Source organism: Kitasatospora sp. NRRL B-11411, assembly GCF_000721345.1.
Classification (GTDB): domain Bacteria; phylum Actinomycetota; class Actinomycetes; order Streptomycetales; family Streptomycetaceae; genus Kitasatospora; species Kitasatospora cineracea.
This window is the reverse complement of sequence record NZ_JOGH01000110.1, coordinates 1-22,733: the sequence shown is the minus strand read 5'-3', so window position 1 is coordinate 22,733 and position 22,733 is coordinate 1. Positions and strand designations below refer to the sequence as shown.

At 75.7% G+C, this 22,733-nt stretch carries 18 protein-coding genes and 1 riboswitch; of the genes, 10 read left to right on the top strand and 8 right to left on the bottom strand.

What is annotated here, in order from left to right:
- Positions 1-2 precede the first annotated feature (2 nt).
- A complete protein-coding gene (gene lnt / locus IH44_RS0132150; protein ID WP_030463322.1) occupies positions 3-1,562 on the bottom strand; it encodes an apolipoprotein N-acyltransferase in 1,560 nt (519 codons plus the stop codon).
- 146 nt (positions 1,563-1,708) lie between these two features.
- On the bottom strand, positions 1,709-5,317 hold the full coding sequence (gene cobN / locus IH44_RS0132145) for a cobaltochelatase subunit CobN (RefSeq protein WP_030463321.1): 3,609 nt from the start codon (positions 5,315-5,317) through the stop codon (positions 1,709-1,711).
- Between the two features lie 191 nt (positions 5,318-5,508).
- Positions 5,509-5,584: riboswitch (cobalamin riboswitch) on the bottom strand.
- A 229-nt stretch (positions 5,585-5,813) separates the two neighbouring features.
- On the opposite strand from cobN, the gene IH44_RS0132140 reads away from it, so the two are divergent.
- The 3 genes from IH44_RS0132140 to IH44_RS0132130 are packed head-to-tail and all read left to right on the top strand — an operon-like array spanning position 5,814 to position 9,207.
- Positions 5,814-7,028: a hypothetical protein gene (locus IH44_RS0132140; protein WP_232795163.1), complete on the top strand. Its 1,215-nt coding sequence runs from the start codon at positions 5,814-5,816 to the stop codon at positions 7,026-7,028.
- Complete coding sequence (locus IH44_RS0132135) at positions 7,025-7,651, top strand: precorrin-8X methylmutase (RefSeq protein ID WP_030463319.1); 627 nt, start codon at positions 7,025-7,027, stop codon at positions 7,649-7,651. Before IH44_RS0132140 ends, IH44_RS0132135 begins: the two co-directional genes overlap by 4 nt.
- The gene (locus IH44_RS0132130; RefSeq protein ID WP_030463318.1) at positions 7,648-9,207 is read left to right on the top strand and encodes a precorrin-2 C(20)-methyltransferase; all 1,560 of its coding nucleotides are present in this window, start codon (positions 7,648-7,650) and stop codon (positions 9,205-9,207) included. The genes IH44_RS0132135 and IH44_RS0132130 overlap by 4 nt, the downstream gene beginning before the upstream one ends.
- 7 nt (positions 9,208-9,214) lie before the next feature.
- Here IH44_RS0132130 and IH44_RS0132125 read toward each other — a convergent pair whose 3' ends face one another.
- Positions 9,215-9,955: a cobalt-precorrin-6A reductase gene (locus IH44_RS0132125; RefSeq protein WP_030463317.1), complete on the bottom strand. Its 741-nt coding sequence runs from the start codon at positions 9,953-9,955 to the stop codon at positions 9,215-9,217.
- Between the two features lie 273 nt (positions 9,956-10,228).
- Here IH44_RS0132125 and IH44_RS0132120 point away from each other — a divergent pair, with 273 nt between their 5' ends.
- Entirely contained in the window at positions 10,229-11,338 is a 1,110-nt protein-coding gene (locus tag IH44_RS0132120) for a cobalt-precorrin-5B (C(1))-methyltransferase (protein WP_035957060.1), read from the top strand.
- Here IH44_RS0132120 and IH44_RS0132115 read toward each other — a convergent pair.
- The 3 genes from IH44_RS0132115 to IH44_RS0132105 form a co-directional block, all read right to left on the bottom strand.
- On the bottom strand, positions 11,328-11,738 hold the full coding sequence (locus IH44_RS0132115; RefSeq protein WP_030463315.1) for a RidA family protein: 411 nt from the start codon (positions 11,736-11,738) through the stop codon (positions 11,328-11,330). The two genes, IH44_RS0132120 and IH44_RS0132115, sit on opposite strands and share 11 nt — an antisense overlap.
- A gap of 32 nt (positions 11,739-11,770) precedes the next feature.
- Entirely contained in the window at positions 11,771-12,529 is a 759-nt protein-coding gene (locus tag IH44_RS0132110) for an IclR family transcriptional regulator (RefSeq protein ID WP_030463314.1), read from the bottom strand.
- A 129-nt stretch (positions 12,530-12,658) separates the two neighbouring features.
- Entirely contained in the window at positions 12,659-13,756 is a 1,098-nt protein-coding gene (locus IH44_RS0132105; protein WP_035957058.1) for a sugar kinase, read from the bottom strand.
- A gap of 248 nt (positions 13,757-14,004) precedes the next feature.
- Here IH44_RS0132105 and IH44_RS0132100 point away from each other — a divergent pair, with 248 nt between their 5' ends.
- From IH44_RS0132100 to IH44_RS0132085, 4 genes are all read left to right on the top strand, one after another.
- Complete coding sequence (locus IH44_RS0132100) at positions 14,005-15,516, top strand: alanine racemase (RefSeq protein WP_232795162.1); 1,512 nt, start codon at positions 14,005-14,007, stop codon at positions 15,514-15,516.
- Entirely contained in the window at positions 15,516-17,183 is a 1,668-nt protein-coding gene (locus IH44_RS0132095) for an amidohydrolase family protein (protein ID WP_030463311.1), read from the top strand. The genes IH44_RS0132100 and IH44_RS0132095 overlap by 1 nt, the downstream gene beginning before the upstream one ends.
- An 81-nt stretch (positions 17,184-17,264) precedes the next feature.
- The gene (locus tag IH44_RS0132090; protein ID WP_051817694.1) at positions 17,265-17,894 is read left to right on the top strand and encodes a bifunctional 4-hydroxy-2-oxoglutarate aldolase/2-dehydro-3-deoxy-phosphogluconate aldolase; all 630 of its coding nucleotides are present in this window, start codon (positions 17,265-17,267) and stop codon (positions 17,892-17,894) included.
- Positions 17,895-17,956: 62 nt separating this feature from the next.
- Positions 17,957-19,768, top strand: coding sequence for a proline--tRNA ligase (locus IH44_RS0132085; protein ID WP_030463309.1), 1,812 nt, complete (start codon positions 17,957-17,959; stop codon positions 19,766-19,768).
- A gap of 19 nt (positions 19,769-19,787) precedes the next feature.
- Here IH44_RS0132085 and IH44_RS0132080 read toward each other — a convergent pair whose 3' ends face one another.
- Entirely contained in the window at positions 19,788-20,456 is a 669-nt protein-coding gene (locus IH44_RS0132080) for a peroxiredoxin-like family protein (RefSeq protein WP_063759716.1), read from the bottom strand.
- Between the two features lie 76 nt (positions 20,457-20,532).
- Between IH44_RS0132080 and IH44_RS0132075 the strand changes: the two genes are divergently transcribed.
- Positions 20,533-21,177 (top strand): TetR/AcrR family transcriptional regulator, encoded by a 645-nt coding sequence (locus IH44_RS0132075; protein WP_051817692.1) that lies wholly within the window; start codon positions 20,533-20,535, stop codon positions 21,175-21,177.
- Positions 21,178-21,333: 156 nt separating this feature from the next.
- A complete protein-coding gene (locus IH44_RS0132070; protein ID WP_030463306.1) occupies positions 21,334-21,822 on the top strand; it encodes a DIP1984 family protein in 489 nt (162 codons plus the stop codon).
- 291 nt (positions 21,823-22,113) lie between these two features.
- Here IH44_RS0132070 and IH44_RS0132065 read toward each other — a convergent pair.
- The coding region (locus tag IH44_RS0132065; protein WP_051817690.1) for a TetR/AcrR family transcriptional regulator at positions 22,114-22,733 on the bottom strand (620 nt) is incomplete at its 5' end.

Below are 22,733 nucleotides of genomic sequence, written 5' to 3'. Positions count from 1 at the left end.
GGTCAGACCCGGGCCGGGGGTGCGCCGGTGGGGGTGGTGGACGGTGGGGGGCCCGGGCGGCGGTGGTCGCGCAGGAGGGGGAGGGCGGCGGTGGCGGCTGCGGCGAGGACCGCGGCGAGGGCGGTCAGCGGGACCCAGTCGCCCAGCCGGACGTACCAGGTGCGGGCCGCGGGGTCGGCGAGGGAGAGCCGGACGGTCACGGCGCCGGACTCGTCGGTGGTCAGCCGGACCAGCCGCCGGCCCTGGGCGTCGTAGGCGACGGATTCGCCGGTGAGGGCGGCCTGGACGACGGGGCGGCCGGTCTCGGCGGCGCGCAGGGCGCCCAGCGAGGCGTGCTGGGCGGGGGCCCAGGTGGACTGGAAGGTGGACGTCGCGGACTGGTAGACGATCAGGGCGGCGCCCTGCTGGGCGCTGGTGCGCGACATGTCGGGGAACGCCGACTCGAAGCAGATCAGGGTGCCGACCGGCAGCGGGCGCCCGTCCCGGTCGGCGACCGGGAGCAGGTGCACCGCGCTGCCGGGGGCCCGGTTCTCGCCCGCGGCCGCGCTCACCCCGGCGATCCAGCCGAGCAGCGGGCGCAGCGGGATGTACTCGCCGAACGGGACCAGCCGGATCTTCCGGTAGCGGGCGACCAGGCCCGAACCGTCCACCAGGACCGCGTCCTTGGAGATCCGGCCGTCCGCCTTCCGGGCGTCCTCGCCGACCAGCAGTTGCGCGCCGGTGCTGCGGGAGAGGGCCGCCAGCCGGTCCACCGTGGCCTGCTTCCGGTCCAGGTCGTCGGTGGTCGAGCTCTCGCCCCACACCACCAGGTCCACCGGGCGGCCCGCCAGCGAGCGGGTGATCTTGATGTTGGCCTCCAGCCGGGCCTGCTCGTCCGGCGTCGGACCGGACTGCACCAGCCCCACCGAGGCCGAGCCGGCGGTCGCCGGGGCGGCCTGCTCGGCGAACACCAGCGGCCCCGCCAGCACCACCGCCAGCGCGGCCGCCCCCGCCGCCGCGCGCAGCCGCAACTCGTGCGCGCACAGCAGTACCAGCAGCGCGGTGTTCACCGTCACCAGCGCCCAACTCACCAGCCACACACCGCCGATGGAGGCCAGCGAGAGCACCGCCGGGTGCTCCCACTGGGTGGCGCCGAGCAGCGCCCACGGCCCGCCCAGCGCGTCCCAGGAGCGGACGAACTCGGCGCTCACCCACACCGCGGGCAGCACCGCCAGCGCCGCCGCGGCCCGGCGCGCCGTCGGCTCGCCGTGCAGCAGCCACCACGCGGCCAGGCCCAACGGGGCCTGCAGCGCCCCGAACAGCACTGCCAGCACCGGCAGCGCCGGGCCGATCGACGGGATCAGCCAGTACATCCCGGTCAGGATGAACCCGGCGCCGAACCACCAGCCGCGCACCGCCGCCTCGCGCGGACCGTCCGCCGCCCGCATCAGCAGCAGCCCCGGCACCAGCGCCGCCCAGGCCAGCCAGGCCAGGCCGACGCCGGGGAAGGTCAGGACGGGCAGCGCACCCGAGGCCAGCGCGCCGTAGCGGGCCGGGCGGGTGAGTGCGGTTCGCAGGCTCATGCGAAGATTGTCCGCCCGCCCGGGCCGGAAGGCAGCACTATCCGGTCACCGGCATGTCAACTCCACCGGAGGTTCACCGCCGCGACCGGAACGTGACGTCCGCGACCGGAACGTGACGTCGGGGACGCGCGCGCCCGTGGCCCGGTTCACTCGCCCTCGAGGTCGCCCTCCGTCTCCAGCAGCACCTGCCGCAGCTCGTCCAGCAGCGCCGCGTCCGGCTCCGCCCACAGGCCGCGCCCGGCGGCCTCCAGCAGGCGTTCGGCGATGCCGTGCAGGGCCCACGGGTTGGCCTCGGCGAAGAACTCGCGGTTGACCGGGTCGAGCACGTACTCCTGGGTCAGCTTCTCGTACATCCAGTCGGCGACCACGCCGGTGGTCGCGTCGTAGCCGAACAGGTAGTCGACGGTCGCGGCCATCTCGAAGGCGCCCTTGTAGCCGTGCCGGCGCATCGCCTCCAGCCAGCGCGGGTTGACCACCCGGGCCCGGAAGACCCGGGCCGCCTCCTCGGTCAGGGTGCGGGTGCGCACCGTCTCCGGACGGGTGGAGTCGCCGATGTACGCGGCCGGGCTGCTGCCGGTCAGCGCCCGCACGGTGGCCACCATGCCGCCGTGGTACTGGAAGTAGTCGTCGGAGTCGGCGATGTCGTGCTCGCGGGTGTCGGTGTTCTTCGCGGCGACGGTGATCCGCCGGTAGGCGCTCTCCATCTCCTCGCGCGCGGGCCGCCCGTCCAGGCCGCGCCCGTACGCGTAGCCGCCCCACACCGTGTACACCTCGGCCAGGTCGGCGTCGGTGCGCCAGTCCCGGCTGTCGATCAGCTGCAGCAGGCCCGCGCCGTAGGTGCCCGGGCGGGAGCCGAACACCCGTACCGTGGCCCGGCGTTCGTCGCCGTGCTCGGCCAGGTCGGCCTGGACGTGGGCCCGGACGAAGTTGTCGGCGTCCGGCTCCTCCTGGCGGGCCGCGAGGCGCACCGCGTCGTCCAGCAGGGCCACCACGTGCGGGAAGGCGTCCCGGAAGAAGCCCGAGATGCGCAGTGTCACGTCGATCCGGGGGCGGCCCAACTCGGCGAGCGGGACCGGCTCCAGGCCGGTGACCCGGCGCGAGGCGTCGTCCCACACCGGGCGCACGCCGAGCAGCGCGAACGCCTCGGCGATGTCGTCGCCCGCGGTGCGCATCGCGCTGGTGCCCCACAGGGACAGACCGACGGACGGCGGGAACTGGCCGTCGTTGTCGGCCCGGTAGCGCTCGATCAGGGAGGCGGCCAGCGCCTGGCCGGTCTCCCAGGCGAGCCGGGACGGGACGGCCTTCGGGTCGACCGAGTAGAAGTTGCGGCCGGTGGGCAGGACGTTGACCAGCCCGCGCAGCGGGGAGCCGGAGGGCCCGGCCGGGACGAAACCGCCCTGCAGGGCGTGCAGCACCGCGTCCAACTCGTCGGTGGTGGCGGACAGTCGGGGGACGAGTTGGGTCGCGGCGAAGGTCAGGACGTCGGCGACGGGGGCGGGCAGGCCCTCGGCGACCTTGGCGACCGCGGCCGGGTTCCAGTCCTCGGCCTCCATCGCCTCGACCAGCGCCCGGGCCTTGGCCTCGGCGGCGTCCGTCGCGCCCAGGGTCAGCGCCGCCTCGTCCAGGCCCAGCGCCTCGCGCAGGCCCGGCAGGGCGCTCACGCCGCCCCAGATCTGCCGGGCCCGCAGGATCGACAGCACGATGTTGACCCGGTCGGTGCCCGCCGGGGCCTGGCCCAGCACGTGCAGGCCGTCGCGGATCTGGGCGTCCTTCACCTCGCACAGCCAGCCGTCGACGTGCAGCAGGAAGTCGTCGAAGCCGTCGTCCTCCGGCCGCTCGGCCAGGCCCAGGTCGTGGTCCAGCTTGGCGGCCTGGATCAGCGTCCAGATCTGCGCCCGGATCGCGGGCAGCTTCGCCGGGTCCATCGCCGCGATGTTCGAGTGCTCGTCGAGGAGTTGCTCCAGGCGGGCGATGTCGCCGTAGGAGTCGGCGCGCGCCATCGGCGGCACCAGGTGGTCCACCAGCGTGGCGTGCGCCCGGCGCTTGGCCTGGGTGCCCTCGCCCGGGTCGTTCACCAGGAACGGGTAGACGAGCGGGAGGTCGCCGAGCGCCGCGTCCGGGCCGCACTCGGCGGACAGCGCGGCGGTCTTGCCCGGCAGCCACTCCAGGTTGCCGTGCTTGCCCAGGTGCACCACCGCGTGCGCGCCGAAACCGCCGTCCGCGCGGTCCGCCGCGATCCACCGGTACGCCGCCAAGTAGTGGTGGCTGGGCGGCAGATCGGGGTCGTGGTAGATCGCCACCGGGTTCTCGCCGAACCCGCGCGGCGGCTGGACGAGCACCAGCAGGTTGCCGGAGCGGATGCCCGCGAGCACCAGGTCGCCGTCCGGGTTCTGCGAGCGGTCCACGTACAGCTCGCCCGGCGCCGGGCCCCAGTGCTCCTCGACCCGCTCGCGCAGCGCCGCCGGGAGAGTGGCGTACCAGCGGCGGTAGTCGGCGGCCGGGATGCGCACCGGGTTGCGGGCCAACTGCTCCTCGGTCAGCCAGGCCTGGTCGTAGCCGCCCGCCTCGATCAGCGCGTGGATCAGCGCGTCGCCCTCGTGGCCGTGCTCGGTGTCGGTGTGGAAGCCCGGCAGGCCGTCGCCCAGGTCCATGCCCTCCGCGCGCAGCCGCTCCAGCAGCCGGATCGCGGAGGCCGGGGTGTCCAGGCCGACCGCGTTGCCCACCCGGGCGTGCTTGGTCGGGTAGGCGGAGAGCACCAGCGCCAGGCGGCGCTCGGCGGCCGGGGTGTGCCGCAGCCGGGCGTGCCGCACCGCGATGCCCGCGACCCGGGCCGCCCGCTCCGGGTCCGCCGCGTACACCGTCAGCCCGTCCTCGTCGACCTCCTTGAACGAGAACGGGACGGTGATCAGCCGGCCGTCGAACTCCGGGACGGCCACCTGGGTCGCCGTGTCCAGCGGGGACAGGCCGTCGTCGCTGCCCTCCCACTGCGCCCGCGACCAGGTCAGGCACAGCGCCTGGAGGATCGGACGGTCCAGCGCCGCCAACGCGCCCGCGTCCCAGGCCTCTTCGTCGCCGCCCGCCTGCGCGTCCGCCGGACGGGTGCCGCCCGCCGCCAGCACGGTCGTCACGATCGCGTCCGCCGCACCGAGCTCCGCCAGCAGTTCCGGCTCCGCCCCGCGCAGCGAGGCGCAGAAGTACGCCCGGGCCTGCGCGCCCTGTTCCTCGAGGGCCCGGCACAGCGTCTCCACGAACGCCGTGTTGCCGCTCATGTGGTGCGCCCGGTAGTACAGCACCGCGACGACCGGGCCCTCGGAGGTGCGCGCCTCGCGCTCCAACGGGCCCCAGGAGGGTGCCGACGCCGGGGGCGCGAAACCGTGCCCGGTCAGCAGCACCGTGTCGGACAGGAACGCGCCCAGCTCCGCCAGGTTCGCCGGACCGCCGTGCGCCAGGTACGCGTGCGCCTCCGCCGCGATGCCCGCCGGGACGGTCGACAGCTCCATCAGCTGCGCGTCCGGCGCCTGCTCACCCGTCAGCACCACCACCGGCAGCGGGCCCGCCAGCAGCGCGTCCAACCCCTCCTGCCAGGCCCGGCGCCCGCCCAGCAGCCGCACCACCACCAGCTCCACGCCGGTCAGCAGCGCGGGCAGCTCCGCGGGCGACAGCCGGGCCGGGTTGGCCCAGCGGAACGGCACCGGGCCGTCCGCCGCCCGGGCGCTCAGCAGGTCGGTGTCGGACGTCGACAGCAGCAGGATCATGCGGAAGCCCTCCCGGGCGTCTCGGACGGCACGGGGCGGGCGGAGCGCGACGGCCCGGGACAGGCGGCACAGGACGGCCCGGCGGCACGGGAGGGCCCGGCGACGGCGGGCACCCGGCGGGGCACGGACATGCGGCAGCGCATGGAACAGCCTTCCTCGGGGTCCTCGCCCCGGGCAGTGGAGGACGGCCGGAGTTCCTGGCTCCCGCGGCTCACTGAGCCGCGGTCACAGTGGCGGGACCGCACCGGATTCGCACCGGACTTCCTCCGCTGTGCCGTCGCTGGCAGCGGACGCCCCGAGAGGCGCCCGCCAGCATCGTACGGGGTGATCGGCCCCCGGGGGAGTGTGACCTGCGACGCTGACCGAAACCCGACCGTCCGCGCCGCCCGCCCCCGGCCCACCCCGCGCTGAGCTGGGCAATCGCCCGCCCGCCCGGAGCGGCGGTGTGACGCACGAGGCGGTGGCGCGCGCCGGACCGATGGGTATGCTCGCCGCCATGCCACCCACACCCGACGCCGCCCAGGCACCCTCCGTCGGGCCCGACCGAGGCCGCGCCGACGCCTGCCCCGGCGCGCTCCGCCTGCACCCCGCCGAGGACGGGCACCTCGCCCGACTCCGGCTGCCCGGCGGACGGTTGACGCACCGTCAGCTGCTCGCCGTCGCCGACGCCGCCGACACCCTCGGCGACGGCGAGGCCGAGATCACCTCCCGCGGCAACCTCCAGCTGCGCGGCCTCGCCGCGGGCTGCGCCGCCGACCTCGCCGAACGCCTGCGCACCGTCGGACTGTTGCCCTCCGACACCCACGAACGCGTCCGCAACATCGTCGCCTCCCCGCTCGCCGGACTCGACGGCCGCGGCGCCGGAGGGAACGAAATCGCCGACTGGGTGCGAAAGTTGGACCAGGCGTTGTGCGCCGCGCCGTGGGCCGCCGCACTGTCCGGCAAATTCCTGTTCGCCCTCGACGACGGCCGCGGCGACGTCGCCGCCCTCAACGCCGATGTGACCTTGCTCGCAGTCGGCGACGGCCGCGCCCTGCTCCGCCTCGGCCGCGCCCGCCGCGCCACCGCCGTCCACGACCCGGTGCCCGCCGCCCTCGACGCCGCCCGCCGCTTCCTCGACCTCGCCGCCGGCCGCGCCTGGCACCCGCGCGAGATCCAGGACGAACTGCCCGACGGCGACGTCCCGCTGCCCCCCTTCGCCGGCGAACCGCCCGCGCTGGGGCAGGTCGGGGGCGGCCTCTCGGTCGGCCTGCGGTTCGGCCGGGCCGACAGCGCCCAGTGGCGGCTGCTCGCCGAAACCCTCCCCGCGGGCCGCACCGCCCGGCTCACCCCCTGGCGCGGCGTCGTCCTGCCCGGCGCCGACCCCGCCCGGCTCCCGCACCTCGCCGACGCCGGACTGCGCACCGCCCCCGGCGGCCCCTGGGAAGGCGTCACCGCCTGCACCGGCCTGCCCGGCTGCGCCAAGTCGCTCGCCGACGTCCGCGCCCAGGCCGCCCGCGCCGTCGCCGCCGTCCCCGCCGAAGGACTGCCCGTCCACTGGTCCGGCTGCGCCCGCCGCTGCGGACACCCCGCCGGCCGCTGGGTCGACGTCCTGGCCACCGCGGCCGGACACCGCGTCACCGTCGACGGCACCGTCCGCGACACCGAAGAGAACGACACGGCCGAGGCAGTCGCCGAAGCCCGGAACACCCCATGGCGGAGGCCCAAATGATCGACTACGAGAAGGACGGCGCGGCCATCTACCGCCAGTCCTTCGCCACCATCCGGGCCGAGGCGGACCTCGCCCACCTGCCCGCCGACGTCGCCCGGGTCGCCGTCCGGATGATCCACGCCTGCGGCATGACCGACCTGGTCGACGACCTGCTCTGGTCGCCGAACGCCGTCGCCGACGCCCGCCGCGCCCTGCTGGGCGGCGCGCCGATCCTCTGCGACGTCAACATGGTCGCCAGCGGCGTGACCCGCAAGCGGCTGCCCGCCGGCAACGAGGTGATCTGCACCCTCACCGACCCCGCCGTCCCCGAACTCGCCCGCACCATGGGCACCACCCGCAGCGCCGCCGCGATGGAACTCTGGCTGCCCCGGCTCGAAGGCGCCGTCGTCGCCGTCGGCAACGCCCCCACCTCGCTGTTCCGCCTGCTGGAGATGGTCGAGGCCGGCGCGCCCCGGCCCGCCGCCGTGATCGGCGTCCCGGTCGGCTTCATCGGCGCCGCCGAGTCCAAGCAGGCCCTCGCCGACCACCCCGCCGCCCTGGAACACCTCGTGGTCCGGGGCCGCCGCGGCGGCAGCGCCATCGCCGCCGCCGCCATCAACGCGATTGCGAGCGAAGAAGAATGACGGACCGTCAGACGACCGGAAAGCTCTACGGGGTGGGCGTCGGACCCGGCGACCCGTCGCTGGTCACCGTGCGCGCCGCCGAACTCATCGGCAAGGCCGACGTCATCGCCTACCACTGCGCCCGGCACGGCCGCTCGCACGCCCGGGCCATCGCCGAACGCTACCTGACCGGCAGCCAGGTCGAGGAACGGCTGATGTACCCCGTCACCGTGGAGACCACCGACCACCCCGGCGGCTACCGCGGCGCCCTCGACGACTTCTACCGGGAAGCCTCCGAACGGCTCGCCGCCCACCTCGACGCCGGCCGCGACGTCGTCGTCCTCGCCGAGGGCGACCCGCTGTTCTACGGCTCCTACCAGCACATGCACAAGCGGCTCGCGCACCGCTACCCCACCGAGGTCGTCCCCGGCGTCACCTCGATCAGCGCCGCCGCCGCCCGCCTGGGCACCCCGCTGGTCGAGGCCGAGGAGATCCTCACGATCATCCCCGGCACCCTCCCCGAGGAGGAGCTCGCCGCCCGGCTCGCCGCCACCGACTCCGCCGTCGTCATGAAGCTCGGCCGCACCTTCCCCGCCGTCCGCCGCGCCCTGGAGCGGGCCGGCCGCCTCGACGACGCCCGGTACGTGGAACGCGCCACCATGGACGGCGAGCGCACCGGACGGCTGGCGGACGTCGACCCCGACGGCGTCCCGTACTTCTCGGTCGCCGTGCTGCCCAGCAAGGTCGCCGCGCTCGACTCCGCCGGGCGGCCGTTCGAGGCCCTGGACGCCGCTGCGGGCGAAGCCCCCGAGCCGGTCGGCGAGGTCGTGGTGGTCGGCACCGGGCCCGCCGGGCCGCTCTGGCTCACCCCCGAGGCGCGCGGCGCCCTGGCGAACGCCACCGACCTGGTCGGCTACACCACCTACCTGGACCGGGTGCCGGTGCGGGCCGGGCAGGTCCGGCACGGCTCCGACAACAAGGTCGAGGGCGTCCGCGCCGAGTTCGCCCTCGAACTGGCCCGCCGCGGCCGCCGCGTCGCGGTGGTCTCCTCCGGCGACCCGGGCGTCTTCGCCATGGCCACCGCCGTCCTGGAGGCCGCCTGCGAGGACCCCTACCGGGACGTCCCGGTGCGGGTGCTGCCCGGCATGACCGCCGCGCACGCCGCCGCCTCCCGGGCCGGGGCGCCGCTCGGCCACGACTACGCGGTGATCTCGCTCTCCGACCGGCTCAAGCCCTGGGAGGTGATCGCCCGCCGGCTGCGCGCCGCCGCCGAGGCCGACCTCGTCCTCGCGCTCTACAACCCCGGCTCCAAGTCCCGCACCACGCAGGTGGGTTCGGCCCGTGACCTGCTGCTGGAGTACCGCTCCCCGCAGACCCCCGTGGTGCTGGCCCGGGACGTCGGCGGCCCCACCGAGCGGGTCCGCACCGTCGCGCTCGCCGAACTCGACCCGGCCGACGTCGACATGCGCACCCTGCTGCTGGTCGGCTCCACCCAGACCCGGTGGGTGCGGCGCGGCGGCGACACCGAGGTGGTGTGGACGCCGCGCCGCTACCCCGAGGAGCAGCAGAGGAGTTGACGGACCGTCAGTCTCTCAGCCCGCCGACCCAGGCGAGCGCCCCGGCCACGTCCGGGGCGGTGCGCACCCCCGCCGGGGCGGCCGGGCGCTCCACCACGACCACCGGCAGGCCCAGTTCGCGGGCCGCGGTCAGCTTGGGCGCGGTGGCGGCGCTGCCGCTGTCCTTCGTCACCAGCACCTCGATCCGGTGCGCGCGCAGCAGTGCGCGCTCGCCGTCCAGGGTGAACGGGCCGCGCTCCAGCAGCACTTCGGTGACGGCGGGCATCGGCGGCACCGGCGGCTCCACCGAGCGGGCCAGGAACACCAGGCCGTCCAGGTGCGCGAAAGCGCCGATGCCCTGGCGCCCGGTGGTCAGGAACACCCGGGTGCCGAGCGCGGGCAGCGCGTCCGCGGCGGCGGCCAGGCTCGGCACCGGGTGCCAGCGGTCGCCGTCCTGCGCGGCCCAGCTCGGGCGGCGCAGCGCCAGCAGCGGGGTGCCGGTGTCGGCGGCGGCCAGCGCCGCGTTGCGGCTGATCCGCTCGGCGAACGGGTGGGTGGCGTCCAGCAGCACGTCCACGGCGTGCGCGCGCAGCCAGGCGGCCAGGCCGGCCGGGCCGCCGAAACCGCCGATCCGGACCTCCCCGGCGGGCAGCCGGGGCTGGGCCACCCGCCCGGCCAGCGAGCTGGTCACCCGCAGCGCCGGGTCGGCCGCCAGCGCGTCCGCCAGCCGGCGGGCCTCGCTGGTGCCGCCGAGGATCAGGACGTGCATGCGGACTCCCGGGGCCGGTGCGATCAGGACACACCACCCTAACCGGGCGGTCGGCGTGGGACGGTGGGGGCAGCGGGAGTCGGAGCGGACGAGGAGAGCGGAGGGCGAGCGGTGAGCGGCGACGAGGCGCAGGGCGGCAGCGGCGGCAGCGGCGGTGGTGCTGCTGTGGTCGGCGGGGGTGTCGGTGATGGGGTTGCGGCCGGTGGCGGTGGCGGTGGCGGTGGCGGTGGCGAGGCTGCGGTTGGCGGGGGTGTCGGCGGGCGCAAGGGGCAGTTGCGCAGCAGCGGGCTGCGGCCTGGGTGGACGACGGGGGCGTGCGCGACCGCGGCGACCAAGGCCGCGTACACGGCGCTGCTTGGCGGGGGCTTCCCCGACCCGGTGGTGATCACGCTGCCGAGGGGCGAGCAGCCCGGGTTCGCGCTGGCGGTCGAGGAGTTGGGCGAGGGCCGGGCCAGTGCCGGGGTGGTGAAGGACGCGGGCGACGACCCGGACGTGACGCACGGCGCGCTGGTGCGCTCCACCGTGCGGATCGGCCCGGCGGGCAGCGGCGTGGTGTTCCGGGCCGGGCCCGGGGTGGGGACGGTCACCAAGCCGGGCCTGCCGCTGGCGGTCGGCGAGCCGGCCGTCAACCCGGTGCCCCGGCAGCTGATCCGCGAGGTGGTCGCCGAGGTGGCGGCCCGGTTCGGGGGCACCGGCGACGTGGAGGTGGAACTCTCCGTCGACCACGGCGAGGAGCTCGCCCGGCACACCTGGAACCCGCGGCTGGGCATCCTCGGCGGCCTGTCCATCCTCGGCACCACCGGCGTGGTCGTCCCGTACTCGTGCTCGGCGTGGATCGAGTCGATCCGCCGCGGCATCGACGTGGCCCGGGCCGCCGGGCGCACCCACGTCGCGGGCGCGACCGGCTCGACCTCGGAGAAGGTCGTGGTCACCGAGTACGGCCTGCCCGAGGACGCGCTGCTCGACATGGGCGACTTCGCGGGCGCCGTCCTGAAGTACCTGCGCCGCCACCCGGTGCCGCGGCTGACGGTCTGCGGCGGCTTCGCCAAGCTCTCCAAGCTCGCCGCCGGGCACCTCGACCTGCACTCCGGCCGCTCCCAGGTCGACAAGGGCTACCTGGCCGCGCTGGCCGCGGAGGGCGGCGCGGACGCGGAGCTGGTGGCGCGGGTCGCCGCCGCCAACACCGCCCTGGAGGCGCTGCAGTCGTGCGCGGCGGCGGGCGTCCCGCTCGGCGACCTGGTGGCCGAACGGGCCCGCGCCACCGCGCTCGGCGTGCTGCTCGGCGCGCCCGTCGCGGTCGACGTGATCTGCATCGACCGCGCGGGCACGATCGTCGGCCGGGCCGCCCCCGCCGGCCCGGCGGGGACCGGGGTCAGGAGGTGACGACGGCCTGGGCGTCGATCTCCACCAGCATCGGCTCCTGCGGGAGTTCGACGAAGACGGTGGTGCGGCAGGGCTTCACGCCGCCCGGCGCGACGTTCTCCTCGATGAACTGGGCGTACACCTCGTTCATCAGCGGGAAGTCGGCCCGCTTGGTCAGGTAGACGCGGAACATCACCACGTCCTCGATGCTCGCGCCGCCCGCCTCGACGATCGCCTTCACGTTCTCCAGCGTGCGCCGGGTCTGCGCCTTCACGTCGCCGTGGTACAGGTACTCGCCGGTCGCCGGGTCCTGCGGGCCCTGGCCGGACACCTGCAGGATCGGGCCCTTGCGCACGCCCTGGGAGAACATCCAGGCCGGGGCGGGCGCGCCGTCGGTACGGACCTCGATCTTGTCGCTCATGTGCATTGCTCCATAGGGGTGTTGACGGTTCGTCAGTGAACGGTGCCGCGGACCGGCAGGCCCGCGTCGGCGGAGATCGCCCGGGTGCAGGCGAGCAGTTGGGGCAGCAGGTCGAGCACCTGCTCGTACGGGAGGACCACGTCCGGCACGGAGATCGACGCGGCGGCCACCACCCGGCCCGAGGCGTCCCGGATCGGCGCGGCCACGCAGTTGATGAACGCCTCGTGCTCGGCGTGGTCCTGCGCCCAGCCCTGCGCGCCGACCTGGTCCAGCTCGGCCAGCAGCGCGTGCGGACTGGTGATCGTGTTCGGGGTGTGCACGGTGAACTCGATGCCGTCCACCACCCGGCGCCGCTCGGTCGGCGACAGGTCGGCCAGCAGCACCTTCGCCACCGCCGTGTTGTGCAGCGCCGCGCGCAGCCCGATCCGCGAGTACATCCGCACCGGGTGCCGCGAGTCGTACTTGTCGATGTACACCACCTCGCCGCCCTCGTACGCGGCCAGGTGCACGGTCTGGCCGGTCGTCGCGTTCAGCTCGGCGAGGTGCGGGGCGGCGGTGCGGCGGATGCCGCGCTGCTCCAGGGCGAGGCTGGACAGCGCGAACAGGCCCGCGCCGAGGTGGTAGCGGTACTGGGCGTCGCGGTGGACGAAGCGCTCCTCCTCCAGGCTCTGCAGCAGCCGCAGCACGGTGGTCTTGTGCACGCCGATCAGGTCGGCCAACTGGTCGAGGGAGCGTTCGCCCTCGCCGAGTTCGGCGAGCAGGCGCAGGGCGCGGGTGACGGTCTGGCTCATGGGTGTCCCGAGGGTTCTTCGAGGGTGCCGGGAGTGGCGGGGTGCTTCGGGTCGAGTGCTTCAGGTCGGGTGCTTCAGGTCGGGTGCTTCAGGGCAGGTGGTTCGGACCGGGGCTTCGGGCGATGTGCTTCAACGGACGGGGACGGGATGGGGGACGGGGTCCGGGGCGGGCGGGGCGGGCGCGGGCAGGACGGGGGAGTCGATGCCGGACGCGCGGACCCGGGTCGCCGCCCAGTCCCGCTCGTCGGCGGCCAGCAGCGCGGCCACCGTCCGGGCGTCCGGCAGGGTGCCGTGGTCGGTGGGCGCGGTCAGGGCGCCGGCCGCCGCCAGGTGGCCCAGCCGCAGCCGGGAGCGCTGGTCCAGGCCGCGCAGGGTGCCCGCCAGGTAGCCGGCCGCGAACGCGTCGCCCGCGCCGGTCGGCTCCACCACCTCGACGCGCAGCGCCGGTTCGGTGACCGAGCTGCCGTCCCGGTCCAGCGCGGTGACCAGGTGCCCGGAGTCCTTGACCACCAGCGTCGCGGGGGAGGGGAAGCGGCGGCGCAGCGCCTGCGGGTCGCCCGCGCCGAACGCGTCCTGCGCCTCGTCCGCGCCGAGCAGCAGCACGTCCGCGGCGTCCAGCAGCTCCGGCAGCACCGCCGGGTCGCGCCGGCGCCACAGCGCCGGGCGCCAGTTCAGGTCGAAGGAGACCAGCCGGCCCGGGCGGCGGCGGGCCAGCAGGGCGCGCACCAGGGCCAGGCAGTCGTCCGACAGCGCGGGCGTGATGCCCGTCAGGTGCAGCAGCGGCGCGGCGTCCAGCAGCGCGGCGGCCGCCGGGTCGTCCAGCAGCGCGGGGGAGAGCGCCGAGGCCGCCGAACCGGTGCGGTAGTAGTGCAGCCGGGAGCGGCCCGGGCCGAGGTCGTGCGGCAGGCCGGAGCCGCCGGTCTCCTTCAGGTACACGCCGGTGGGGCGGTGCGGGTCGACCGCGACGGCCGACACGTCCACGCCCGCCGCCGCGAGGTCGCCGGTCAGCCGGCGGCCGAAGCCGTCCGCGCCGACCCGGCTGATCCACGCCGTCGGCACGCCCAGCGCGGCCAGCGCCGCCGCCACGTTCGACTCGGCTCCCCCCACCGAGGGGCGGAACGCGCCGACGGCCTCGAACGGCCCCGGCCGGTCGGGCAGCAGCACCGCCATCGACTCGCCCAGGCACACCGCCCGGGCGGCAGCCGCCGCACCGCCTTGATCCGCCATCAAACCCGCTCCCTCACCCTCGGGCCCGTGCCCCGCTCCCACCGCCCGGCGCCCGCGCGGCCCGGCGCTCGGCGGTGAGCCCCGGTGCTGCGTGCCTGGTGGGAGGGGTGGACGGGCCGCGTCGCGGTCCGTTGACCGCCGTCCGGCGTGAATGCTAGAACCGTATCACCAACATGCGCAATAGAGGTTGCGCATGTTGCAACTCCCCAGCTCGCAGGTGGGTCGGGGTTGCGAACGGAGGCACGGCGATGGGCGAAACGGTGGACCGGGCGGACGCGGAAGGGCGGCCGGAGCGGCCGTCGAAGACGTCGTCGGGCTTGTCGTCGGAGGGGCCGTCGGAGCGGCCGGCAGAGTGGTCGTCGGGGCGGCGGTCGGAACAGCCGGGCACCGGGCAGCACAGCGCCTCCGGCGGCCCGCGGCACTTCGACGGCGGCCCGCAGCACAGCGCCCCCGGCGGCCCGCGGTACTTCGCCGACCCCGCGTCCGGCCCCGGCCTCGACACCGCGGCCGTCGCCGCCCTCGCCGACGAGACGCTCGACTTCCGCTTCAAGGCCGTCCCCGCCGCCGCCCACGGACGCACCGTCCGCGACTGGCTCGCCACCCGCCCCGCCCTCGACGGCCTCGGCACCCCCCTGCTCACCCTCGACGCCGCCGCCCTCGACCACAACCTGCGCACCATGGCCGCCTGGTGCCGCGACGCCGGCGTGCTGCTCGCCCCGCACGGCAAGACCACCATGGCCCCCGCCCTCTGGCAGGCCCAACTCGCCGCCGGCGCCCACGCCATCACCCTCGCCAACCTCCCGCAGCTGCGCGTCGCCCGCGCCTTCGGCGTCCAGCGCCTGCTGCTCGCCAACACCCTGCTCGACCCCGCCGGACTCGCCTGGATCGCCGCCGAACTCGACCGCGACCCCGGCTTCGCCTTCACCTCCTGGGTCGACTCCGCCGACAGCGTCCGGCAGATGGACGCCGCCCTGCGCGCCGCCGGAGCCCGCCGCCCCGTCGAGGTCCTGGTCGAACTCGGCGGCCCCGGCGGCCGCACCGGCGCCCGCGGCGTCCCCGCCGCCCTCGAGGTCGCCGCCGCCGTCCTCGCCGCCCCCACCCTGCGCCTGGCCGGCGTCGGCGGCTACGAGGGCGCCCTCGCCCACGACGCCTCCGACGCCGCGCTCGCCGCCGTCCGCGGCTACCTCGCCGACCTCGCCGACCTGCACCGCCGCCTCGCCCCCGACTACCCCACCGCCACCCCCGTGGTCACCGCCGGCGGCAGCGCCTACTTCGACACCGTCGCCCAGGAGTTGACCCCGCTCACCCGGCAGGTCCCCGGCACCGTCGTCGTCGTCCGGGCCGGCGCCTACCTCGCCCACGACGACGGCTTCTACCGCGGCATCTCCCCGCTCTCCCGCACTTCCGACGCCACCCCGCTGCGCTCCGCCATGCACGGCTGGGCCCGGGTCGTCTCCCACCCCGAACCCGAACTCGCCCTGCTCGACGCCGGAAAGCGCGACCTCCCGTTCGACGAGGGCCTGCCCGAACCCCAACTCGTCCGCGGCACCGGCCCGTTGACCGGCGCCACCGTCACCGCCCTCAACGACCAGCACGCCTTCCTGCGCGGCGCCGGACCCGCCGCCCCCGTCGGCGCCGTACTGCGCCTGGGCCTCTCCCACCCCTGCACCGCCTTCGACAAGTGGAGCCTCATCCCCGTCCTCGACCACGCCGACACCGACCACCCCCGCGTCGTCGACCTGGTCCGGACGTACTTCTGATGGCCGACCTGCTGCTGCGCGCCGCCACCGTCGTCGACGGCACCGGCGCCGACCGCTACCGCGCCGACGTCACCGTCACCGACGGCCGGATCGACCAGATCGACCGGACCGACCGGACCGGCCGGACCGGACCTCGCCCGACCGGACACCGCCTGACGGGCCGTCGGACGATCGACGCCGACGGACTCGTCCTCGCCCCCGGCTTCATCGACATGCACGCCCACTCCGACCTGCGGCTGCTCCTCGAACCCGACCACCCCTCCCGGATCACCCAGGGCGTCACCCTCGAAGTCCTCGGCCAGGACGGCCTCTCCTACGCCCCCGCCGACGACACCACCCTCGCCGCGCTGCGCCGCCAACTCGCCGGCTGGAACGGCGACCCCGCCGACGAGGACTTCGACTGGAACTGGCGCACCGTCGCCCAGTACCTCGACCGCCTCGACACCGGCTCCGGCTCGGGGGTCGCCGTCAACACCTGCTACCTCGTCCCGCACGGCACCGTCCGGATGCTCGCCATGGGCTGGGACAACCGTCCCCCCACCGGGCCCGAACTCGCCCGGATGCAGCAGCTGTTGGACCAGTCGCTGGCGGACGGCGCGGTCGGCATGTCCACCGGGCTCACCTACACCCCCGGCATGTACGCCGACACCGCCGAACTCGTCGCCCTGTGCACCACCGTCGCCGCCCGCGGCGGCTTCCACGCCCCCCACCAACGCTCCTACGGCGCGGGCGCGTTGGAGGGCTACGCGGAGATGGTGGAGATCTCCCGGCGCTCCGGCTGCCCGCTGCACCTCACCCACGCCACCATGAACTTCGGCGTCAACGAGGGCCGCGCCGGACAGTTCCTCGACCTGGTCGACGCCGCCCTCGCCGACGGCGTCGACCTCACCCTCGACAGCTACCCCTACCTGCCCGGCTCCACCACCCTGGCCGCCCTGCTGCCCAGTTGGTCCACCGAGGGCGGCCCCGAAGCCACCCTCGCCCGGCTCGCCGACCCCGCCGCCCGCGAGCGCATCCGCGCCGACGTCGAGGAACACGGCAGCGACGGCTGCCACGGCGTCGTCACCGACTGGGACACCATCCAGGTCTCCGGCGTCCGGCACGGCGCGCTGTCCGCCGTCGTCGGCAAGCGGATCTCCGAACTCGCCGCCGCCCAGGGCCGCACCGGCACCGAGGTCTTCCTCGGCCTGCTGCGCGCCGACCAGCTCGGCACCACCATCCTCCAGCACGTCGGCCACGAGGAGAACGTCCGCGCCATCATGCGCCACCCCGCGCACACCGTCGGCAGCGACGGACTGCTGGTCGGCGCCCGCCCGCACCCCCGCGCCTGGGGCACCTTCCCCCGCTACCTGGCCCGCTACAGCCGCGAGTTGGGCGTCCTCACGCTCGAACAGGCCGTCGCCCGGATGACCGGCCGCCCCGCCCGCCGCCTCGGCCTCGACCGGCGCGGCCTGGTCCGCCCCGGCCACCACGCCGACCTGGTCCTGTTCGACCCCGACACCGTCCGCGACACCGCCACCTTCGACCACCCCCGGCAGCCCGCCGAAGGCATCCGGCACGTCCTGGTCAACGGCGTCCCCGCGCTCACCGACGGCAAGCCCACCGGCGACCTGGCCGGCCGCGCCCTGCGGCGCGGCGCCGACCGGAAGGTCCGCGCGATCGGCTGACGGGCCGTCAATTTCCTTGCGGACGCCGCTGGTTCCGCATTGCCAATTCGAATGATTCACGTGTGAAGAGGAGTTGCCAGGATGGGAACCGAAACGGCCGAACTGCGGGCGGCGTTGGCGCGGCAACCGGTGATCGCCGTGGTGCGCGCCCCCGTGATACCCGACGCGGTCGCGCTCTGCGAGGCGCTCGCCGAAGGCGGCATCGCCTGGACCGAACTCACCTTCACCACCCCCGACGTCACCCGCCACCTGGCCCGCGCCGCCGGGGCCGGCTGCCGGATCGGCGTCGGCACCGTCCTCACCGCCGACCAGGCCCGGGCCGGGATCGCCGCCGGCGCCGGCTTCCTGGTCACCCCCGGCCTGCGCCCCGCCGTCGCCGACGTCGCCCGCGAAGCCGGAGTCCCGGTCGTGATGGGCGCGCTCACCCCCAGCGAGGTCGCCGACGCCGTCGACCTCGGCACCGCCGCCGTCAAGATCTTCCCCGCCAAGGCGTTCGGCCCCGGCTACTTCAAGGACCTGCGCGGCCCCTACCCCGACGTCCCGCTGGTCGCCTCCGGCGGCGTCAACGCCGGCAACGCCAGGGCCTTCCTCGACCACGGCGCCCTCGCCGTCTGCGCCGGCACCGACGTCGTCCCGCCCCGGGCCGTCGCGGACGGCGACTGGGCCGACATCACCCGCCGCGCCAAGGAGTTCACCGCCTCGCTCGGCTGAACGGGGACCGGGGCGTCCTGGCATACGATTCGACCCCGGTTCCCGAGCAGGAAGACACTCCCATGCGCTGGTCACAGTTGTACGTCCCCACGCTGCGCGAGGACCCGGCGGACGCCGACGCGGCGAGCCACCGGCTGCTGGTGCGGGCCGGGTTCGTGCGGCAGCTGATGGCCGGGCACTACTCGCTGCTGCCGATGGCGGTGCGGGTGCGCGGCAAGATCGTCGACGTGGTGCGCGAGGAGATGGCGCGGATCGGCTCGCAGGAGTGGATCCTGCCCGCCGTGCACCCCGCCGAGATCTGGCAGCGCACCGGCCGCTGGGAGGGCATGGGCGAGGAGATGTTCCGGCTCAAGGACCGCAAGGGCGCGGACCTGGCCCTCGGCATGACGCACGAGGAGATCTTCACCACCCTCGCCCAGGAACTCTCCTCGTACCGCCAACTCCCGCAGATGTGGTACCAGTTCCAGACCAAGTTCCGGGACGAGCCGCGCCCCAAGAGCGGCCTGCTGCGGGTGCGCGAGTTCACCATGAAGGACTCCTACAGCTTCGACCTCGACCAGGCCGGCCTGGACCGCTCCTTCGACCTGCACCACGCCGCCTACACCCGGATCTTCGCCCGCGTCGGCATCCCCGCCATCCCCGTCCAGGCGTCCAGCGGCAGCATGGGCGGCTCGGCGTCGGTCGAGTTCATGTCGCCCACCCCGGCCGGCGAGGACCTGGTCGTGCACTGCCCCGCCTGCCGCTACGCGGCCAACGTCGAGAAGGCCGACTCCGCGCTGCCCGCCGCGGCGGACGGCGAGGCGCTCGCCGCCCCCGAGCGCTTCGACACCCCCGAGGCCCGCACCATCGAGGAACTGGCCCGGCTGCACGGCGTCCCCGCCGAACAGCAGATCAAGACCCTGGTGCTGGTCGCCGACGGCCGCCCGCTGCTCGCCCTGGTGCGCGGCGACCACAGCCTGGTCGAGCAGAAGCTCCTCGACGCCACCGGGGCCCGCACGGTCCGCCCCGCCGACGCCGACGAGATCAAGGGCCTGCTCGGCGCCCTGCCCGGCAGCCTCGGCGCGGTCGGCGTCACCGGCGTCACCGGCGTCACCGGCAGCGCTGACGGCACCGGCGGTACCGGCGGTACCGGCGGTACCGGCGGCACCGGCGGTACCGGCGGCACCGGCCTCACCGTGCTGGCCGACCACGCCCTGGCCGGCCGTACCGGCATGACCACCGGCGCCAACCAGGACGGCGTCCACCTGCGCGGCGTCGACGTCGCCCGGGACATCGCCGTCACCCGCTGGGCGGACCTGCGCGAAGTCCGGGCCGGCGAGCCCTGCGTGCAGTGCGGCGAAGCCCTGGAGGTGGTCCAGACGGTCGAGGTCGGCCACATCTTCAAGCTCGGCCGCAAGTACACCGAGGCGCTGGACGTCACCGTGCTCGGCCAGGACGGCGCGGCCGTCAAGCCGATCATGGGCAGCTACGGCATCGGCATCGAACGGGCCATCGCCGCCATCGTCGAGACCCACCACGACGAGAAGGGCATCGCCTGGCCCGTCGCCGTCGCCCCCTTCGAGGTCGCCGTCGTCCCGATCGGCAAGGCCGACGAGCAGACCGCCGCCGTGGTCGACGACCTGTACGGCCGGCTGCGCGCCGAGCGCATCGACGTGGTGCTGGACGACCGGGACGAGCGGCCCGGCGTCAAGTTCGCCGACATCGAACTGGTCGGCATCCCCTACCGGATCACCGTCGGCCCGCGCGGCCTGAAGGACGGCGTCGTCGAGGTCACCACCCGGGCCACCGGCGAGACCGTCCAGGTACCGGTGGCGGAGGCCGCCGCCCACGTGGCCGCCCTGGTCCGGGCAGCCGTCGCGCCCCACGCGGGCTGACGGGGACCGAACCGGGAGATCAGTCGGGCAGGGCGGCCGGGCCCGGAGCCGCTGCGGGGGTCGGGGCTGCTGCGGGGGCGGGTGCGGGGGCCGAGGTCGGGTCCGGGTCCGGGGTCGGGTCCGGGGCCGGGCGGTGTTCGGCGGCCAGGGCGAGGACCCGGTCCACCGGCCAGTGGTCGGCCGCGTGGGTGCCGTAGTGGGCGGCGAGCAGCCGCCCGTCCGCAGCGATCAGGAAATCGGCCGGCAGGCCCAGCCGGCCGCCCGACGGACGGGCCGACGGCAGCCGCTCCCGGCCGCGCAGCACCTGCGGCACGCCGCTGAGCACCCCCAGCACGATCGACGGCCACACCCGGGGGTCGAGCAGCGCCCGCGCCCCGCGCTCCACCCCGTACGCGCGGTACAGCCGCCGCTCCGGGTCGGCCAGCAGCGGGAACGGCAACCCGTCGACGTACGGGCGCAGTTCGTCGGCGGGGGAGTGGAACGCGACCACCTCCCGGACCCCCGCCGCGCGCAGCTCGGGGTGGCGGACGGCGAAGCCGCGCAGGTGCAGGTTGCAGATCGGGCAGCCCGCGAAGCGGCGGAACTGCAGGTGCGTCAGGCCGTCCGGGGGCACCGGCGGCAGCGGTGCGCCGGCGGCGTCGGTGGCGGGGAGGGCAGGTGCGGTGGTGCCGGTCCGGAGTCGGGACACGCGGGCTCCTCGGGGGCTCCTCGTAGGTGTAGACCGTACGCCAAAACTGTAGGCGTATGCCGTACGCTGTCAACCCGTGCCCCGCCCACGCTCCCTGACCACCCGCCAGATCGCCGCCGCGGCCCTCGCCGTGATCGACCGCGACGGCCTGCCCGCCCTCTCCATGCGCACCGTCGCCGCCGAACTCGACCGCCGCACCATGGCCCTCTACCGCTACGTCGAGGACCGCGAGGAACTCGAGTGCCTGGTCGTCGACCTCGCCCTCGGCCCCGTCCTCGACCGCGCCACCCGCGCACCCGCGGCGCCCTCCCCGCGGGCCCGGCTGCTCACCCTGCTGGACCTCATGCGCGAAGCCGTCGGCGCCCACCCCGGCATCCTCCCGCTCGCCGTCCGGCACCACAGCAACTGCCTGCCCGCGCTGCGCTGGCGCGAACAACTCCTGGAAGCCCTGGCCGACGCCGGACTCGACGCACCGCAGCGCGCCGCGGCCCTGCACGCCCTGGTCTCCTACGTGATCGGCGAACTCGAACTCGAGCACCAGGCCGCTGCCGCCACCGCGACCGCCACCGCGACCGGAACCGCCCCTGCCGGCCCGCTCGTCCCCGAGACCTTCCCGCTGCTCTCCGCCGCCCTGGCCGCCCGCGCCGCCACCGACCCCGCCCACGCCTTCACCGACGGCGCCCGCACCGTCCTGGACGGCCTCGGCCTCGGCTTGACCTGACCCGGGCCTGGGCCTGGGTCGGGGGCAGGGTCCGGTTCCCGGCGCGGCCCCCGGTAGCATGCCGTCGGGCGGCGGTGCGCACACCGGCCGCGCCCGCGCCGGAAGGTCTCCGGACGGACCGGCAGGTGGGCAGGCGGCGACGATGGCGAGGACGCGGTGAAACTGGCGGAGGCGCTCGCGCAGCGCACGGCCGCGATGCGGCAGGTCGAGCAGTTGCGGGCGCGCGTCGTCGGCAGCGCCCGCTACCAGGAGGGCGAGGAACCCGCCGAGAACGCGGCGGAGGTGCTGGCCCGGACCGGCGAGGTGCTGGACGAACTGGAGGAGCTGATCCGCCGGATCAACCGCACCAACTCCGCCACCCGCGTCGAAGGCGGCGGCACCCTCACCGACGCGCTCGCCCGCCGGGACGTCCTGCGGCTGCGCCACGCGGTGACCAGCGCCGCCGCCGACGCCGCCGCCGGACAGGACCAGCGCGGCTCGGTGCGGCAACTGCGCTCCGAGCTCCGGATGCTGCCCGCCCTGCCGGTCGCCGAACTCCGCTCCCGCGCCGACCTGTTGGCCAAGGAGATCCGCGAGGTGGACACCCTGATCCAGCGCACCAACTGGGAGATCGACCTGATCGAGGACGGGACGGCCGACGGCTGATCCCCCGCGAACCGGGTGTGGGAGCAGGTAGTCGCAGCGGAGGCGTGCACACACCGCGGCCGGCGGTTCATCCGGCCCTTGGCGCGTGAAGAGCAACGCAGGGGTTCGATTCCCCGTCAACAGTGCAGCTCAGCACCGCGCACAAGTGACCGTGCACCGTGCACAGTTCACCACCACGTGCAGATCCGGGCGACGAGGGCGGGAACGGGGAGCCCACACCCGGCGCGAGGGCCGTGCCCACCGGCACGGCCCTCGCGCCACACTCCCACGCCCCGTGTTCGCACGGGTACCTCAGCCGAGGCCGCTCCAGCCCCGGTCGAGGAGGTCGAAGGCGCGGATCACGGCCCCGCGGACGTCCTCGTGGGCCGGGGCGGCCCGGGCAGCCCGGGGTGCCTCAAGGGCGAAGTGGGCCAGGGCGGTGCAGGCGGGGTCGTCGGCGGGACGGCCGCTCTGTTCGGCGATCACCGCGGCGAGCGCGGCGGTGTGGCGCAGCCACATGGCCTGCTGGTAGTCGCGCAGGGCCGGGGCGGAGTCCACCAGGGCGGTGAAGGCCGCGAAACGGGGATCGCCGTCGCCGGCGGCCCGGCGGTGGCGCAGGGCGTGGTCGCACAGGGCGGCCGGGATGGACCGGCCGGGGGGACGCTCGCGCACGGCGGCGAGCAGGTCGGCCTCCAGGTCGGCCTCCTCGTCGAAGACCAGCGCCTCCTTGACCGGGAAGTGCTTGAACAGCGTGGTGGTGGAGACGTCCGCGGCGTCCGCGATCTCGCGGATGCCGACGTCGTCGTAGCCGCGTTCCAGGAACAGGCGCAGCGCGGCGTCGGCGATGGCCTGACGGGTGGCGGCCTTCTTGCGCTCACGCCGCCCCGGGGGCGCGGGGCTCGGCGGGGGTGGCGGTGGGGGCGGTGGGGGTG

What these genes read in the sequence shown, in the direction of transcription:
- lnt (WP_030463322.1), bottom strand. Translation starts at nt 1,562, where the DNA reads ATGAGCCTGCGAACCGCACTCACCCGCCCGGCCCGCTACGGCGCGCTG.
- cobN (WP_030463321.1), bottom strand. Translation starts at nt 5,317, where the DNA reads ATGATCCTGCTGCTGTCGACGTCCGACACCGACCTGCTGAGCGCCCGG.
- IH44_RS0132140 (WP_232795163.1), top strand. Translation starts at nt 5,814, where the DNA reads ATGCCACCCACACCCGACGCCGCCCAGGCACCCTCCGTCGGGCCCGAC.
- IH44_RS0132135 (WP_030463319.1), top strand. Translation starts at nt 7,025, where the DNA reads ATGATCGACTACGAGAAGGACGGCGCGGCCATCTACCGCCAGTCCTTC.
- IH44_RS0132130 (WP_030463318.1), top strand. Translation starts at nt 7,648, where the DNA reads ATGACGGACCGTCAGACGACCGGAAAGCTCTACGGGGTGGGCGTCGGA.
- IH44_RS0132125 (WP_030463317.1), bottom strand. Translation starts at nt 9,955, where the DNA reads ATGCACGTCCTGATCCTCGGCGGCACCAGCGAGGCCCGCCGGCTGGCG.
- IH44_RS0132115 (WP_030463315.1), bottom strand. Translation starts at nt 11,738, where the DNA reads ATGAGCGACAAGATCGAGGTCCGTACCGACGGCGCGCCCGCCCCGGCC.
- IH44_RS0132110 (WP_030463314.1), bottom strand. Translation starts at nt 12,529, where the DNA reads ATGAGCCAGACCGTCACCCGCGCCCTGCGCCTGCTCGCCGAACTCGGC.
- IH44_RS0132105 (WP_035957058.1), bottom strand. Translation starts at nt 13,756, where the DNA reads ATGGCGGATCAAGGCGGTGCGGCGGCTGCCGCCCGGGCGGTGTGCCTG.
- IH44_RS0132100 (WP_232795162.1), top strand. Translation starts at nt 14,005, where the DNA reads ATGGGCGAAACGGTGGACCGGGCGGACGCGGAAGGGCGGCCGGAGCGG.
- IH44_RS0132095 (WP_030463311.1), top strand. Translation starts at nt 15,516, where the DNA reads ATGGCCGACCTGCTGCTGCGCGCCGCCACCGTCGTCGACGGCACCGGC.
- IH44_RS0132090 (WP_051817694.1), top strand. Translation starts at nt 17,265, where the DNA reads ATGGGAACCGAAACGGCCGAACTGCGGGCGGCGTTGGCGCGGCAACCG.
- IH44_RS0132085 (WP_030463309.1), top strand. Translation starts at nt 17,957, where the DNA reads ATGCGCTGGTCACAGTTGTACGTCCCCACGCTGCGCGAGGACCCGGCG.